Source organism: Psychromonas ossibalaenae ATCC BAA-1528 (assembly GCF_000381745.1).
GTDB lineage: Bacteria > Pseudomonadota > Gammaproteobacteria > Enterobacterales > Psychromonadaceae > Psychromonas > Psychromonas ossibalaenae.
On record NZ_KB906980.1, the window covers coordinates 84,228 to 98,540 of the forward strand.

Annotated in this window: 12 protein-coding genes; 4 read left to right on the forward strand and 8 right to left on the reverse strand. The window is 41.0% G+C overall.

Going from position 1 to position 14,313, the window contains the following annotated elements; genetic code table 11:
• Positions 1 to 37 precede the first annotated feature (37 nt).
• The 3 genes from malT (at position 38) to G327_RS0109030 (ending at position 6,266) form a co-directional block, all read left to right on the forward strand.
• Positions 38 to 2,725 (forward strand): HTH-type transcriptional regulator MalT, encoded by a 2,688-nt coding sequence (gene malT, locus G327_RS0109020; protein ID WP_019614442.1) that lies wholly within the window; start codon positions 38 to 40, stop codon positions 2,723 to 2,725.
• A 980-nt stretch (positions 2,726 to 3,705) separates the two neighbouring features.
• On the forward strand, positions 3,706 to 4,851 hold the full coding sequence (gene malK / locus G327_RS0109025) for a maltose/maltodextrin ABC transporter ATP-binding protein MalK (protein ID WP_019614443.1): 1,146 nt from the start codon (positions 3,706 to 3,708) through the stop codon (positions 4,849 to 4,851).
• A 122-nt stretch (positions 4,852 to 4,973) separates the two neighbouring features.
• Positions 4,974 to 6,266: a maltoporin gene (locus tag G327_RS0109030; RefSeq protein ID WP_019614444.1), complete on the forward strand. Its 1,293-nt coding sequence runs from the start codon at positions 4,974 to 4,976 to the stop codon at positions 6,264 to 6,266.
• A 236-nt stretch (positions 6,267 to 6,502) separates the two neighbouring features.
• On the opposite strand, the gene murI is transcribed toward G327_RS0109030, so the two are convergent.
• Entirely contained in the window at positions 6,503 to 7,309 is an 807-nt protein-coding gene (gene murI / locus G327_RS0109035) for a glutamate racemase (protein ID WP_019614445.1), read from the reverse strand.
• Between the two features lie 143 nt (positions 7,310 to 7,452).
• Between murI and trmA the strand changes: the two genes are divergently transcribed.
• Positions 7,453 to 8,550, forward strand: coding sequence for a tRNA (uridine(54)-C5)-methyltransferase TrmA (gene trmA / locus G327_RS0109040; RefSeq protein WP_026339277.1), 1,098 nt, complete (start codon positions 7,453 to 7,455; stop codon positions 8,548 to 8,550).
• Positions 8,551 to 8,614: 64 nt separating this feature from the next.
• Here trmA and G327_RS0109045 read toward each other — a convergent pair whose 3' ends face one another.
• The 7 genes from G327_RS0109045 to ftsY all read right to left on the reverse strand — a co-directional run.
• On the reverse strand, positions 8,615 to 8,950 hold the full coding sequence (locus G327_RS0109045) for a hypothetical protein (protein WP_019614447.1): 336 nt from the start codon (positions 8,948 to 8,950) through the stop codon (positions 8,615 to 8,617).
• A gap of 169 nt (positions 8,951 to 9,119) precedes the next feature.
• Positions 9,120 to 9,947, reverse strand: coding sequence for a prephenate dehydratase (locus tag G327_RS0109050; RefSeq protein WP_019614448.1), 828 nt, complete (start codon positions 9,945 to 9,947; stop codon positions 9,120 to 9,122).
• Between the two features lie 78 nt (positions 9,948 to 10,025).
• Positions 10,026 to 10,877 carry an RNA polymerase sigma factor RpoH gene (gene rpoH, locus G327_RS0109055; RefSeq protein ID WP_019614449.1) on the reverse strand — a complete coding sequence of 284 codons (852 nt, stop codon included), beginning with the start codon at positions 10,875 to 10,877 and terminating at the stop codon, positions 10,026 to 10,028.
• A 185-nt stretch (positions 10,878 to 11,062) separates the two neighbouring features.
• On the reverse strand, positions 11,063 to 11,386 hold the full coding sequence (locus G327_RS0109065; protein ID WP_019614451.1) for a hypothetical protein: 324 nt from the start codon (positions 11,384 to 11,386) through the stop codon (positions 11,063 to 11,065).
• 134 nt (positions 11,387 to 11,520) lie between these two features.
• The gene (gene ftsX, locus G327_RS0109070) at positions 11,521 to 12,510 is read right to left on the reverse strand and encodes a permease-like cell division protein FtsX (protein WP_019614452.1); all 990 of its coding nucleotides are present in this window, start codon (positions 12,508 to 12,510) and stop codon (positions 11,521 to 11,523) included.
• Positions 12,503 to 13,183 carry a cell division ATP-binding protein FtsE gene (ftsE, locus tag G327_RS0109075; RefSeq protein WP_019614453.1) on the reverse strand — a complete coding sequence of 227 codons (681 nt, stop codon included), beginning with the start codon at positions 13,181 to 13,183 and terminating at the stop codon, positions 12,503 to 12,505. Before ftsE ends, ftsX begins: the two co-directional genes overlap by 8 nt.
• A 2-nt stretch (positions 13,184 to 13,185) precedes the next feature.
• On the reverse strand, positions 13,186 to 14,313 hold a 1,128-nt coding region (ftsY, locus tag G327_RS0109080; protein WP_019614454.1), incomplete at its 5' end, for a signal recognition particle-docking protein FtsY.

Below are 14,313 nucleotides of genomic sequence, written 5' to 3' on the forward strand. Positions count from 1 at the left end.
AAGATTGAACAATCCAAACGCTGCTTAGAGGTTTAATATGATTATCAAGTCCAAGTTAAAAAAACCGTCAAAACTAAAAAACGGGATTGAACGAACCCGTCTTTTAGAAGACTTCGAAGGTTATAAACTGGGTTTGATTTGTGCGCCGGCGGGTTATGGAAAAAGCACTGCAATTGCCGACTGGGCAGATGCACATGAAAACGTAGCCTGGTTTTCAATTGACAGTTTTGATGATAATCCCAGTCACTTCTGTAACTATTTTATTCATTCAATCGAACAGCTCCCGGCAGTATCATGCCCGGCATCTTTAGAGATGGCCAAACAAAGTGACGACGCTGATTTTGTCAGCGTATTAAGTATATTATTCAATGAACTGTCCGGCCTGGAAAAACCATTACGCATAATCCTTGATGACTACCACCATATCAAAAGCCCGGATATCCACCAGGCACTGGCATTTTTCATTAAACACATGCCTAATCACTGGCAGGTTGTTATCTCCAGCAGGACCATGCCGGCCTTATCCGTTTCAGGTTTACGCATTAAGCAGCAGCTGTTTGAGCTGGTAGAAGCTGATTTAGCATTTACCGAGCAGGAAACATTAGATTTTTTTGCCGCCAGTACCGATTTCGAAACGGAAGAGAAAAAGCAGCTGGCTTTGAGGGATAATGTTGAAGGCTGGCCGACCGCCCTGCAGCTTGTCTCCATCTTAAGTAAAGACAGCAGCAGCTTTAATGAATGCGCGGAACAGATAGGTAAAAGTAATCATGTATATCTATGGGATTACCTCGATGAAGAAGTTTTTTCGGTCTTAAGCCAGGAGCTGCAGGACCTGCTATTACATATTGCGCCCCTCAATAAAGTCGACAGCAATATCATTAACAGCTTATGCTCCACCGAAGACGGGCATCTGCTGCTCGAACAGCTCAAAGAACACGCCGCATTTATTGTTCCCGTTGATAAGCAGCAGGACTGGTTTACTTTCACCTCCTTCTTCAAAGCATTCTTAGTGCACAAAGCTAAACAGTGCGGTTCAGTAAAAAGAGATGACAAAGTCATTGCTGAGTTATGGCTGAACCATCAGGAGATTGCGGAGGCATTACCCCATGTACTTAAATGTCAGGATCAGCAGCTGGTTATCGCCCTGTTAAACCAGGCAGGCTGGAAATTATTTCATGACGGCCAGCTAAACAGCCTGCAGGCATGTTTTGACCTTATTAAGCAGTCATTCTGGCTGCATCCGGAACTGGTGATCTTAAAAGTGTGGATGCTGCAGAGCCGTCATCAGAGTTATAAAGTGGCTCCGCTGATCAATCAGGCGGAGAAATTATTTGCCGAGAATAATATTGTTTTATCGGATCAGCTTAAAGGCGAGTTTCTGGTTATTCATGCCCAGATAGCAATTAACCAGGGCCGTATCCACGATGCACTAGCACAAGCAGAACAAACCTTACTGCTATTACCGAGCAGCAATACACGCGCCAATATTGTAGCACAGGCCGTTATCGGAGAGTCTTATCACGGCCTTGGTAATTTAGAGCTGGCTTATCAGTATTTCCAGGAAGTAAAAATACTGGCCAATGAACAACAAATGTACCAAAGTGAAATATGGGCTGTTTACCAGCAGACTGAAATTCTTCAGGCGCAAAGCTTTCATCAGCAGGCAGATCAGCACCTCGAAGAGGCACTTAGCCTGATTAAAGAACACCACTTAAGCGCAATGCCTCTGCATGCGTTTCCTCTGCATTTCAAAGCACAGCGTGCTTATCAGGCTGGTCAGTTCAGCGTTGCTGAAGATTTCTGTCAACAGGCTTTAAGTGTTGTTTCCCCTTATGGCGAACAGTGGCTTTTATATACTTATACGCTGCAGGCAAAAATTGTTCTAGAGCAGGACGATTTAGTACGCGGGCAGGAACTGATTGAAGATATTGAACGCCTGCTGCGCAATAAAAACTATCACAGCGACTGGATAGCAGCGGCAAATTACGCACGCTTGAAATACTGGCGGGCAACAGAAGATACCGCAGCAATTGAACGCTGGTTAACTACCGCCCCGCAGCCGGAACATGCCTTTAATCACTTTGAACAGTGCCATAACCGTAACCGGGTACGTGCACTGATTAAATTAGGTGATTTAGAGCAGGCAATGCTGATTGTTGAGCAGAATATTCAAGATGCCCAGCAGTGCAGCCTGCAGATGGAAATAAACCGCAATCTAATCCTGCTAACCAGTATCGAAAGTAAGCTTAAACTTTTTGGTAATGCCAAGATTCATTTATCACAAGCAGTTGAATCGTCACTGTTTACCGGATTAAACACCTGTTTTATTCGTGAATCAGATAACTTAAAGCCGGTTTATCAGGATCTTGCCAAGGACCCGACACTAATTCACTCGGTAAAAGAGAAGCTGGTTAAACTGCTGTCTTTATCAGGGATTAATCTCGATGATGCACCTAAGAATCCGTTTGATTCTGCTTCGATTATTAAAATTAAAGCACATGCCCGCGCTCCAAGATTAGTTAAGAATATCCCGCTGACACCGAGAGAATGGCAGGTGTTAGGTTATATTCATGCAGGATACCGCAACCACCAGATAGCCAACTGCATGGGGGTTGCACCAACCACGGTAAAATCACACATTCGTAATGTTTATCAGAAACTTGGTCTTGAAGACCGCAATGAAGCGGTGCAGCTGAGCGAACAGCTGGTAACACTGCTTAACTGATAATAACAAACTGCTAAAAAAGCTTACAACAGCCATGTTGTAAGCTTTTTTTTTGCCTAAGACAGGAATACACGGCTCATTTCCTTTATTAGATCTGATACCAATCCGCCTAAGTATCTGGTCATTTTTGCTGGTAAAAATAGCTAATGCCTGAGTTGCACTCAATCGCGCGCCTTGACCTTAACTATTTTTCCTACGAAAACTCTGAACACTTTATTAGCGGAAAGGTATAAGCCTAAGATTTCCCTGCTCTTATGCTGCTTCCAAAATTGAGTGATGATCGCCCACTAACAGAGCCTCCACAGCAATCGAACAGCATAAACAATGCACTCAACGGTTTGAGCTCTGCACCAAATGAAGAAAAAGCAGTCTGCCTCTACTAATATCACTGTGCATAAATATCTGACCTGGCTTACAGATTAAAAATAGACAGTAACGTTGTGATTTTGCCCATTTAATTACACTGACTACTATAAAGCTGTTTATCCTCTCCTCCGCATCCATATCAACAGTTCAATGCGGTCGATACTGCCGGTCCATATCATTCACAGAGAAGAAAAAAGGTGATTCTAAGAGCAGAAAAACAGGAAAGCAGCAGAGCGGTCTTAAACTGGAAAGGAGCATAAAAAAACAGAGTGTGACTCAGGTCATGCATTTAGCGTTTACGGGGGCTGGACGACTGTTTTAAGCTGATTGTTATCTTTGATTTTTATGCTCTCATATTAAAAAAAAAGCACAAATAAACACTAAAACAGGAAATAGACCTTAATTGGCGGGATCTACTTCACAATAAGGACTACTCCGCCCCCAAATAAGCCTCTACGCCCCCCGGTTGGGAGGATGTTTCAGCACATAGCTTGGCGCAAAATCTTCCCATCAAATTTAATACTTATCAGATTGTGTCCGTGTTCATATAGAGAAGTTATCACGCAGGGAAATCTGAACAATAATAAAACACTTAAGATAAGAAGGTAAAGTTCATGGCTAGCGTTGTATTGAAAAAAATCACCAAAGCATTCGGTGATGTTGTTGTACAAAAGGATATCGACCTTGAAATCATTGATGGAGAGTTTATTGCTTTTGTAGGTCCATCAGGCTGCGGTAAAACAACATTGTTACGAATGATTGCAGGACTCGAAGATATTACAGCGGGTGACCTATATATTGATGGAGAGCGTGTTAATGATACGCCGCCTTCACAACGTTCAATCAGCATGGTGTTTCAGTCTTATGCACTTTATCCGCATCTAAATTTAAAAGACAACATGACCTTCGGTTTACGTCTGGCGAAAACTGATCCAGCTGAAATTCAGGAGCGTCTTGATTACGCATCTTCAATTTTACAACTTGGCAGTCAGCTGGAGAAAAAGCCGAAAGAGTTATCTGGTGGTCAGCAGCAGCGTGTGGCAATCGGCCGTACTCTAGTTAACCGTCCGAAAGTTCTGCTTTTTGATGAACCTCTTTCGAACTTAGATGCATCATTACGTGTACAGATGCGTATTGAAATCACAAAACTACACAAACGTCTAAATTCTACAATGGTTTATGTAACCCATGACCAGGTAGAAGCAATGACAATGGCAGACCGCATTGTAGTATTAGAAGGCGGACGAGTTGCTCAGGTAGGCACACCGCTTGAGTTATACCATTACCCGTTGAACCGCTTTGTAGCCGGCTTCATCGGCTCACCAAAAATGAACTTTATCAATGCAAAAGTTCTGGAACTAAGCAGCGAAGGCGTAAAAGTTAAACTGCCTAACGATTCACAATTAACCGTACAGGTAGAGCACGATACACTGCAGATTGGTGATGCAGTCACAGTAGGTATCCGTCCAGAACATATTGATACATCACCATCAACTCAATGTGGTGACGGAGCAGGAACAGATAAAACTAACGGTTACCTAACCGGTGAAATTCAAGTACTGGAACAGCTGGGTCACGAAACACAAATTTATGTAGAAGCTAAAGATATTGAAAGTGATCTGATTATCCGCTATTTCGATGTGGCAAATGTCGCACTGGATCAGGAGTTCCATTTCACTTTCCCTGAGTACCGCTGTCACCTGTTTAAGGAAGATGGAACAAGCTGTAAACGTACTTATAAAGAGATCGGCGTTAAATAAAGAATTCATTGCTGAAACTAACTTACAAAGTTGGTTTCAGCAATAAGTAACAAAACCTACAAAGATAGGTAAAACCAACTGCTTAAATGATTTAAGCTTTATAACTTACTAGGAAATAAACTATGAAAATCAAAACTCTTTCAGCGGCAGTCGCAGTAGCATTGCTATCAAGTAGTGCATTTGCAGTCGAGTACCACGGTTATGCACGTTCAGGTGTTGGCATCAGCGATGATGGCGCTCAGTCATGTAGTGCTCAGAAACAAAAAGTAGGCCGTTTAGGTAATGAATGTGAAACTTATGCTGAATTAACTTTAAAGCAGGAAGTTCATAACAATGACAGCAAGATTTTCAATATTGCAACAACACTAGCTTACACTTCAGACGGTTCTAACGACTGGGAAGGCACTGGTGATGATAATGATGCTGCTTTTGCAATTCGTGAAATGTATGCAACAGGTACCGGCGTATTAAATTTTGCTCCTGAAGCAACGGTATGGGCAGGTAAACGTTTCTATCAACGTAATGACATCCATATTGTCGATTTCTACTACTGGGATATCTCTGGTGCCGGTGCAGGTATCGAAGGAATTAAAGCTGGTAGCGGTGCGCTTAACTTCGCATGGACACGTTCTGACCGTGCAGATGGGTTTACAAGTGGTTCAACAAGTGCCGTTACTGATGGCACCGGAACTCCAACTGGTGATACAGTAAACATTCCAGGCAACACAGGCGTTGCAGCAAATGTAAATAACTTTGATGTTCGTTACACTGGTCTAAAACTAGGCGCTTCAAACTCTCTTGACTTTGGTCTTACATACGGCATGGCTAATCTAACTGATGCACAAGAAGCATCAGGCAAAAAGGCCGATGACGGTGTAATGCTTACTGCGCAGTTAACATCTTCTATTCTTGGCGGTTTTAACAAAGCTGTAATTCAGTATGGTACTGAAGGTTACGCACATGCACTTCGCTACTTTGGCGGCGGTAACTGGTACGGTGCAGAAAACACAGGTCAAAATGGTACAGCGTACCGTTTAATTAACTGGGGTGTTGTTCCTGCAGGCGAAAAAGTTGATATTGGCTACAGCTTTAACTACGCATCTTACGACCGTGATGACTTTGCTAATGCTCATGATTACTTTAACGTAGTTGTTCGCCCGTCGTACAAATGGAATGATTACCATAAAACAATCTTAGAAGCTGGTTACTACTCAGCAGACGATGATGCATGGGGTGAAGAAACGTTGAGCAAAGTGACTGTGGCTCAAGCTATCAGTGCTGGTAACGGCTTCTGGGCTCGTCCTGAACTACGTGTATTTGCTTCATACGTTAAAACTCATGAAGATGGTTCTACCTTCTCTAATAGCGAAGACAATGAAGTAAACTTCGGTGTTCAAATGGAAGCTTGGTGGTAAACACTACTGCTGATTAACCCTCCGGGTTATTTAGTTAATAATAAATAGGAGCTTCGGCTCCTATTTTTTTTACCCGTAAGAAACACAATTGACTTAACCTAAATCCCCTCCACCACTTATGCAGAGTTCAAAGCAGATAAATTAAGCACTCACTTTTAGGAACAGGAAAAAAGGTAAAGACAGACAGCATCAACGAGCACAGAACTCCCCTGACCGGCGTAAGATAAAAATACAGGTTAACCTTGAGGATAAAATTTTAAAGCCGTAAAGCCATAATTTCTGAAGCTGCTTTGTAATGCAGTGTGCTGCTTTGATGAAGAAAAGCTTTTAGTATAATAAGCCTGATGCTGACTTATAGCGTCAAACGCTCTATTATGCCCGAGCAGTTGATTAACCCGCTTAGCAATCGCTTTTCCCGAATCCACCAGATTAACCTCATTATCAAAACAAGCGGCAATTTCCTTTTTCAATAATGGGAAGTGGGTACAGCCAAGCACTAAAGTATCAGGTTTCTCTTTTAAGCTTAACCAGGGCTGCAGTATAATCTGCAGCTGCTTTTTATCAACAGTTGCTCCCTGCAGTTTTTGTTCTGCTAATTTAACCAGTTCCGTAGAGCCTATTTTTAATACTTGTGCTGAAACGGCAAACTGGGTAATTAACTCTTGAGTATAAGTCCGGTTAACGGTCGCCGGTGTCGCTAATAAACCAATCACACCGTTTTTAGTCATTCCGGCAGCCGGTTTAATGGCCGGTACAACACCAACAATAGGGATGGAAAAACGGGCACGTAAAGCTTGCAGTGCAGCTGTACTTGCTGAGTTGCAGGCAATAACGATAAGATCCACCGGCTGCTTTTCAGAAAAGCTCACTAATAAGCGGGTAATACGCTGAATAAGAAAATCATGATCCAGCTCCCCATAGGGAAAATAGGCATTATCAAAGAGGTAGGAATAACTAATATTAGGATTTACTTTTAATACCTGCGCAAAAACAGATAACCCGCCTACTCCGGAATCAAAAATAAGCACCTGTTTTACTGACATTGTTCACCAACTGAAAATTATTTTATAGCTGCATAGTTTAACCTGTTAATAATCGATAAAGAAATAAAATGAATTTTTCTGGTCAAGCAGCGGCCGCTCCTTTAAAATTCAGCCCCATTATAAATACCAACCAAGAGGTTACAATGAGTCTGCAATTTGTTGATCCAGATAATTACGAAAATCAGTTAAATGCTAAAAAAGAGCAGTTTAACGAGCAATTTGCAACATTTAACCTGCCTGAATTGGAATGTTTTGCATCACCAAAAGTAAATTACCGTATGCGCTCTGAGTTTCGCGTATGGCATGATGGAGATGATCTTTATTACATTATGTTTGATAAAGAAACAAAACAGAAAATCCGTGTAGATCAGTTCCCGCCGGCAAGCAGGCTTATTAATGATCTGATGCCCCTGTTAATTGAACTACTAAAATCATCTAAAGTACTACGTTATAAACTGTTTCAGGTAGATTTCCTATCCAGCTTAAGCGGTCAGGTTATTGTCAGCCTGCTTTACCATAAACAGTTAGATGATCAGTGGTTAGTTGAAGCACAGCGCATCAAAGCAGAACTGAGTAGACAGTTTGATATCAACTTTATCGGGCGTGCTAAAAAGCAGAAAGTTTTACTAGATCAAGACTATGTCGTGGAAGAGTTAGAAGTTGACGGCCAGAAACTGATTTACCAGCAGATTGAAAACAGTTTTACCCAGCCTAATGCAGAGGTTTCCATAAAAATGCTCGAATGGGCTATCGACTGTACGCGTGACAGCCAGGGTGACCTGTTGGAACTTTACTGTGGTAACGGCAATTTCTCATTAGCATTAGCTAAAAACTTCAATAAAGTACTGGCAACTGAAATTGCTAAACCATCAGTACATTCGGCACAGTTTAATATCGCCAAAAACAATATCGATAATGTCACTATTATCCGTATGTCAGCAGAAGAGTTTACCCAGGCAATCAACGGGGTACGCGAATTCAATCGTTTAGAAGGCATTACTTTAAGCGATTATCAATGTAATACTATTTTTGTCGATCCGCCGCGCTCCGGCCTTGATGATGAAACAGTGAAAATGGTGCAGACTTACGACAATATTTTATATATCAGCTGTAATCCGGATACCCTGAAAAACAATCTTGAAGTGTTTAATGAAACTCATATTGTTAAACGTTTTGCTTTGTTTGATCAGTTTCCGTACACACATCATACAGAAGCCGGCGTATATTTAGTTAAACGCTAGAGGGCCGCAAAGTAGAGGCAGTACAAATTTGATATTTTGTACTGCTTCTTAATGCGCAGCTGCTTCAGGGTAGCTCAATATAAAAAAAGCCGACTGCCCTCACCCACTCACCAGTTTCTGCAGGCCTGCTGTCGTCATTAAATTCATTTGTAGTTAGTAATTCGATTAATAAATCCACTAAATAATACAAACTGTTTTCATGCTGACAGGTACCTTTGTATAGCCCTACTATTTCATATTCGTTGTCAGGCAGAGCTGTTATAGACGGACTACGCGATTGAGTTTTATCGACTTTATCCAGCCATAGAAATATATCCGCTTCAGCCTCCTCACCAGCAGAGAAACACTCATAGACATGCTGATCTGAGCCCTGATAATCACAAATGATCTCAATTCCCACGGCTAATAAGCTTAGAGTGATTTTTCCTTCAGCATCACAGCCGCAGGGGTAATCTTTAGTATGCGGACTTTTTGTTTCATGGAGAAGCTTCCAGAATAAAGATCTGAAATGATAAGAGACTAGTGAGTACTACTTTATTAAGGGACGATAAATGTCAGAGCAGCTTTAACTATTGCGCTTTAATATATGAACCGAGGACCGTCACCGGATACTGCATCTGTATCTCTTCTAATGCCTGTTTTAAATTAGCATCATCCTGATGCCCGTCAACATCGATAAAAAAATGATATTTGCCAAACTGTGATTTCGTCGGACGAGACATAATCGAAGTAAGGTTAACTTTCTGCAGAGCAAAGGCATTGACGATATTACTCAATACTCCCGGACAATCTTTTTCGTTTTTCACAACCAGCGTCGTTTTATAATTAAGTTCGGCACTTCGCGGCAGCTGCTGTGTGCCTATCACTAAAAACCGAGTCTGGTTATTTTTATAATTGGTTACATTTTTATTAATAAGGCAGCAGCCCTCGGCCATGGTTAAAGCATGCTGCGGAATTATCGCACCGGCTCCTTTTCCCTGCTGCTTTGCCAGTAATAACGACTCTATATTACTTTGCGTATTATGGATAATGACATTGTCTAACCTATTGATAAAATCGGAGCATTGCCCATGAGCCACAAACTGCACATAAAGATCCGTCAGTTGTTCAAGTTCTTCACAGTAACCTGCAAAAGAAAACTGAATCGGCAACAGCAGCTCCGAGAGCACCACTAAATTTGTGTCTAAGAGGTGATCTAATACAACTTGAACGTAGCCCTCAGATAAGTTCTCTATCGGCAGAACACCTATTTCACACTCTTTGCCAATAGCTTGAAAAGTTTCAGAAAGTGTAGGTAGATATTGAACCTGATAGGGAATGTCCTGGCCTTTTAAATATTGCTGAGCAGCCAAATCTGAAAATGTTTCTTTAGGACCAAGCGTAGCAATTTTAAGCATGAGGCACCGAGTGTAATAATTAGAAATTTAAGGCAAGTAACAAAAAGCGAGCTTATCGCTCGCTTTTTCGGGGACTATTTATGCAAAATCCATATTAGATTTCAGCTTTTTGATAGCATTTGCTTCCAGCTGACGGACACGCTCTGCTGAAATATCATAACGAGCGGCTAAATCCTGCAGGGTGGCTTTCGGCTCACTTAACCAGCGGGAACTGACAATATCCTGGCTGCGTTCATCAAGTAGAGACAAGGCCGAATAAAGTTTATTTTTTACATGCAGCTGCGCGTTTTCTGTTTCAACTACGACAGCAACATCGGCACTTTTATCTTCCAGATACTGAACAGGTGCAAAGCTGCCTTCATCATCGTCGCCGGCGCTTAAATCAAAAGATTGATCCTGTCCGTTTAAACGAGACTCCATTTCCAGCACATCTTTGGTTGTCACATTTAATTCTTCAGCAACATTAGCCACTTCATCATGACTAAACCAGCCGAGACGTTTTTTAGCTTTACGCAGATTAAAAAACAATTTTCGCTGCGCTTTAGTTGTTGCAACTTTTACCACACGCCAGTTACGAATAACGTATTCATGTATTTCAGCTTTAATCCAATGTACAGCAAAAGAAACCAGGCGCACCCCCACTGACGGGTCAAAACGCTTAACAGCTTTCATTAAACCAACATTACCTTCCTGAATTAAATCAGCCTGCGGTAATCCGTAACCCGCATAACTTTTTGCAATATAAGCAACAAAGCGCAAATGCGACATAACTAATTTTTTAGCGGCTTCTAAATCACCATTATGAAATAAACGTTCTGCAAGCTCTTTCTCTTCCTCTGCACTGAGCATAGCGAATTGATTTACAGACTGAACATAGGCTCCAATACTTCCTTGAGGAACTAAACTCATCGAATCTATTGTTTTACTCATGCTTTACCTTATTAATTTCTAATGGATAACTTAAATATTAACTATTTTGACAACAGTATTAAGCGATATGCTGACCGTAGACAAAAATAAATGTCTATTATACTGAAACTGCTTCAAGATGCAAAAATCAGCAGTTCCGGACCAGGCTGGAATATAGAGGCCGTCAAATTAGATCAGCAGAAAAATTAACTAGCAAGTAAAAACTGTAGATAGTTGTTTTTGCTTAAACGACGTTTTAATAGGCGTGACAACCAGTACTCACTAAGCGCATGATCTTTAATAATACTTCTAAAATGTAAGGAGTTAACACTGATCATATCACCATCTTCTACATCGAAAGTACTATAGCCAATAACTGTACCGTCTAAACGGATAATTAATAATTCGCTGTAATTATCATATAGTTCACTTTGAGATTCTTGTGAATAGTCTTGAATTTGTTCGTGGATCAGTGCCTGGCAGACAGGTGAAAATATAGGGGTCAACTTTAGATCAACAACCTTATGCATAAATATCCTCGATTAAACTATTATAAACAGCAAATTTGGTGACATAAATCACATATTACAAGCAAAAAAAAAGAGATCAAGTAAGATCTCCTTTTTTATTTACTTACACTTCACAATAAAGTGACAGTATTGACTTATTTAGGCTCTATTCGCACTAAGTACTGTTTTACCGAAATATAGGATGCACTAAAACCTAAGAAAGTGGCAACAGCGATCATAATTGCACTTTCTGTAAAACTCATTAATGATATTTGGAACTGCACTTGATATAGGCCCATTAAATCCATCACTCCGGACTGCAGCCACTGCACTAAACTAAAGGTCAGCAGCCAGGCAATTGTACCGCCTAATAAGCCGTACCAAGCCCCCACGTATAAAAATGGACGCTGAATAAAACTGTTGGTTGCTCCAACTAATTTCATGACTTCGATTTCCGGACGCTGATTTAATATATTCAGGCGTATGGTGTTACTGACAATCAGTAAAACGGAAAGCAGTAATAGAATGGCAATGCCGATAACAATATCCACCACCAGCGATAAAATAGCCTGCAGTTTTTCAATCCAATCGATATCAACCCTAACCAGGTCAATATCCTGCTCACGCTTAAGCTTGGCAACTAATAACTTGCTGCCCGCGGTATTCATCGCCTGCTTAGCTGGAGTCACGACCAAAACAGCCGGCAGCGGATTTTCATCCAGATAGTTCAGCGCTTTCGAGAAACCGGACATCTCTTTAAACTCTTCTAATGCCTGATGACGAGAAATATAAGTAACAGAATCAATATCATCATACATGCTTAATTTATTAATTAAGACCTGTACCCGCGGTTCAGAAATGTCTTTCTTCAAAAATAGGCTGATCTCTGATGCACTGTCCCACTGTGCGCTCACGCGCTCTGCATTTTTGTATAACACATGAAAAACACTGGGCAATGATAAAGCCACACCTAACACTAAAATAGTCATTAAAGTGGCAAAAGGCGTTTTCCACAGCTCGGTAAAACTACTGAAAATCTGCTGAAAATGCTGACGAATAACGGCTCCGACACGACCAAAAAATGAAACTTTTGTAATACGCGGCGAGCTTGATAATACTTTTTTATAATCTGTCTGATTAGCCATTACGTTCTCTCATTAATCCATCATTGATCATCACACCGTCTTTCAATGTTAGAGTGCGATAGCGCATTTTTGCAATCAAACCTAAATCATGGGTAGCAATTAAAACTGACATACCGAACTCATTAAGAGATTCAAATAAACTCAAGATCTCTAACGATAATTTAGGATCAAGATTACCCGTCGGCTCATCGGCAAGCAGGAGCGGCGGCTGATTGATAATAGCGCGGGCAATACCTACACGCTGCTGTTCGCCACCGGAAAGGTGAATCGGCGAGAAGTCTTCTTTACCTGATAATCCGACTTTATCAAGCGCAGCTAAACTACGACGCTTAATCTCATAACGGCTGTAACCTTCGATTAATAATGGTAAACCAACATTTTCTAATACTGAACGGTTCATTAACAAGCGATGATCTTGAAAGATCATGCCGATATGACGACGCAGATAAGGAATATCGTTACCTTTAATATTACTTATATCATTACCGTTTAGAACAATTCTCCCCGTTGTAGGGCGTTCCATTAAGCTGATTAATTTTAATAACGTACTTTTACCAGAGCCTGAGTGGCCGGTTAAAAATGCCATTTCCCCCTGTTTCAGATGGAAGTCCACCTCTTTTAATGCAGCATAGTTACCGGCATAAATTTTGCTGACCTCTTCAAATAAAATCATGATTAATTTTCACCTTGTTCTGAGTCTTCCTCTTTTGAGAAAAGTGCATCAATAAACTCCCTGGCATTAAATTCACGTAAATCGTCAATGCCTTCTCCTGTCCCTATATAACGAATAGGTAATTTAAATTTATCAGCTATCGAGAAGATGATCCCGCCTTTTGCTGTTCCGTCTAATTTGGTCAGTGTAATGCCGGTAATACCAACGGCCTGATCAAACAACTGTGCCTGACTGATAGCATTTTGTCCCGTACCGGCATCAATGGTAAGCATAATTTCATGCGGTGCTGTTGCGTCTTTTTTACGCATAATACGCACCACTTTACTTAACTCATCCATTAAGTGATCTTTATTTTGTAAACGCCCAGCTGTATCTGCAATTAGAATATCGGCACCGCGTGCTTTAGCCGCATCCATCGCATCAAATAAAACAGAAGCACTGTCGGCGCCGGTCTGCTGGGCAATAACAGGAATATCATTACGTTCCCCCCAAACCTGAAGCTGTTCAACGGCAGCCGCTCGGAAAGTATCACCGGCCGCTAACATTACCGACTTACCCTGCTGCTGATATTTTTTAGCCAACTTACCAATAGTAGTTGTTTTACCAACACCATTAACGCCAACCATTAAAATAACATAGGGTTTTTTACTTTCATCAATAACTAAAGGCTGTTCAACTTCCTGCAGTATTTCAGAAAGATCTTCTTTTAACAGGCTATATAATGCTTCTGCATCTTTAAGCTGCTTTCTGTCTGCATGCTCAGTTAAATTGTCAATGATTTTTAAAGTGGTATCAACACCAATATCGGCAACGATTAACTGCTCTTCTAATTCTTCAAAAAGATCATCGTCAATTTTTTTACCTTTGAACAAAGAGAATAAACCACTGCCGATACTTAAACGAGTTTTGCTTAAGCTTTGTTTGAAGCGGGCAAAGAAACCTAAGGTTTTTTGTTCTTTTTTGTCGGCAGCGGCAGGTTTCACCGGTTCCTGGTCAAACATTATCTCTTCATAATAATCTTCGCCAACTGACTTTTCTTTTTCAGCTTCTAGTTTTTCAGCTTCTGGTTTTTCAGCTTCTGGTTTTTCAGCTTCTAGTTTTTCAGCTTCTAGCTTGTCAGCTTCTAGCTT

What these genes read in the sequence shown, in the direction of transcription:
- murI (WP_019614445.1), bottom strand. Translation starts at nt 7,309, where the DNA reads ATGTCAGTAAAACAGGTGCTTATTTTTGATTCCGGAGTAGGCGGGTTA.
- ftsE (WP_019614453.1), bottom strand. Translation starts at nt 13,183, where the DNA reads ATGATTTTATTTGAAGAGGTCAGCAAAATTTATGCCGGTAACTATGCT.
- rpoH (WP_019614449.1), bottom strand. Translation starts at nt 10,877, where the DNA reads ATGAGTAAAACAATAGATTCGATGAGTTTAGTTCCTCAAGGAAGTATT.
- G327_RS0109050 (WP_019614448.1), bottom strand. Translation starts at nt 9,947, where the DNA reads ATGCTTAAAATTGCTACGCTTGGTCCTAAAGAAACATTTTCAGATTTG.
- G327_RS0109065 (WP_019614451.1), bottom strand. Translation starts at nt 11,386, where the DNA reads ATGCATAAGGTTGTTGATCTAAAGTTGACCCCTATATTTTCACCTGTC.
- malK (WP_019614443.1), top strand. Translation starts at nt 3,706, where the DNA reads ATGGCTAGCGTTGTATTGAAAAAAATCACCAAAGCATTCGGTGATGTT.
- malT (WP_019614442.1), top strand. Translation starts at nt 38, where the DNA reads ATGATTATCAAGTCCAAGTTAAAAAAACCGTCAAAACTAAAAAACGGG.
- G327_RS0109030 (WP_019614444.1), top strand. Translation starts at nt 4,974, where the DNA reads ATGAAAATCAAAACTCTTTCAGCGGCAGTCGCAGTAGCATTGCTATCA.
- trmA (WP_026339277.1), top strand. Translation starts at nt 7,453, where the DNA reads ATGAGTCTGCAATTTGTTGATCCAGATAATTACGAAAATCAGTTAAAT.
- ftsX (WP_019614452.1), bottom strand. Translation starts at nt 12,510, where the DNA reads ATGGCTAATCAGACAGATTATAAAAAAGTATTATCAAGCTCGCCGCGT.